Consider the following 638-nt stretch of genomic DNA (forward strand, 5'->3'; position numbering starts at 1 on the left):
CCGTTGCGCGACGGCAGCAGGCCGGTGGCGGCGGGGCTGCCGGGCGCGGGCGCCGCCGGCGCGTTCACGGCGGTATCGAGAATATGGCGCGCGACGAACGGATCGATCGGCGCGCCGCCGCGCAGCACGCTGCGGATCGACAGCGCGATCTCGAGGTCGTCGCGTTCCTTGAGCAGATAGCCGGTGGCGCCGGCCTGCAGCGCGCCGACGATGGTCGGGCCGGTGCTCCAGGTGGAGATCACGACGATCGGCAGCGCCGGATCGGCCTCGTGCCATTCGCGGATCAGCTCGATGCCGGAGCCGTCGGGCAGGCCGATGTCGACCAGTGCGATGGCGCACGGCTGCGCGGCGCGGATGGCGCGGGCTTCCGAGAGGCTGCCCGCGTACAGCAGCATGTCGTCCGTATAGCCGAGCGAGGTCAGGATCGCGGTGAGACGGCGCTGCATCAGCGGCTCGTCGTCGACCATCAGGAGCGGGCCGGGCACCAGCGGTTCCGGTGGCAAAAGCGTCATGGGTGCGGTTCGGTGACGAAATCGGAGCGTCCGCCGGGCTGCCGGCGGAGCGGCGCTCGCGGGGCGCGAGGCGATGTCATCGCATGATACGCGAGGGGCCGGTCAGCTTCCTTACGGAATTTGACG

Annotated in this window: 1 protein-coding gene; it reads right to left on the reverse strand. The window is 71.2% G+C overall.

The window, feature by feature from the left end; all coding sequences use genetic code 11:
- On the reverse strand, nucleotides 1–512 hold a 512-nt coding region (locus G3N92_RS34770; protein ID WP_206131967.1), incomplete at its 3' end, for a response regulator transcription factor.
- Nucleotides 513–638: the final 126 nt, after the last annotated feature.

Source organism: Burkholderia sp. Ac-20379 (assembly GCF_017104645.1).
GTDB lineage: Bacteria > Pseudomonadota > Gammaproteobacteria > Burkholderiales > Burkholderiaceae > Burkholderia.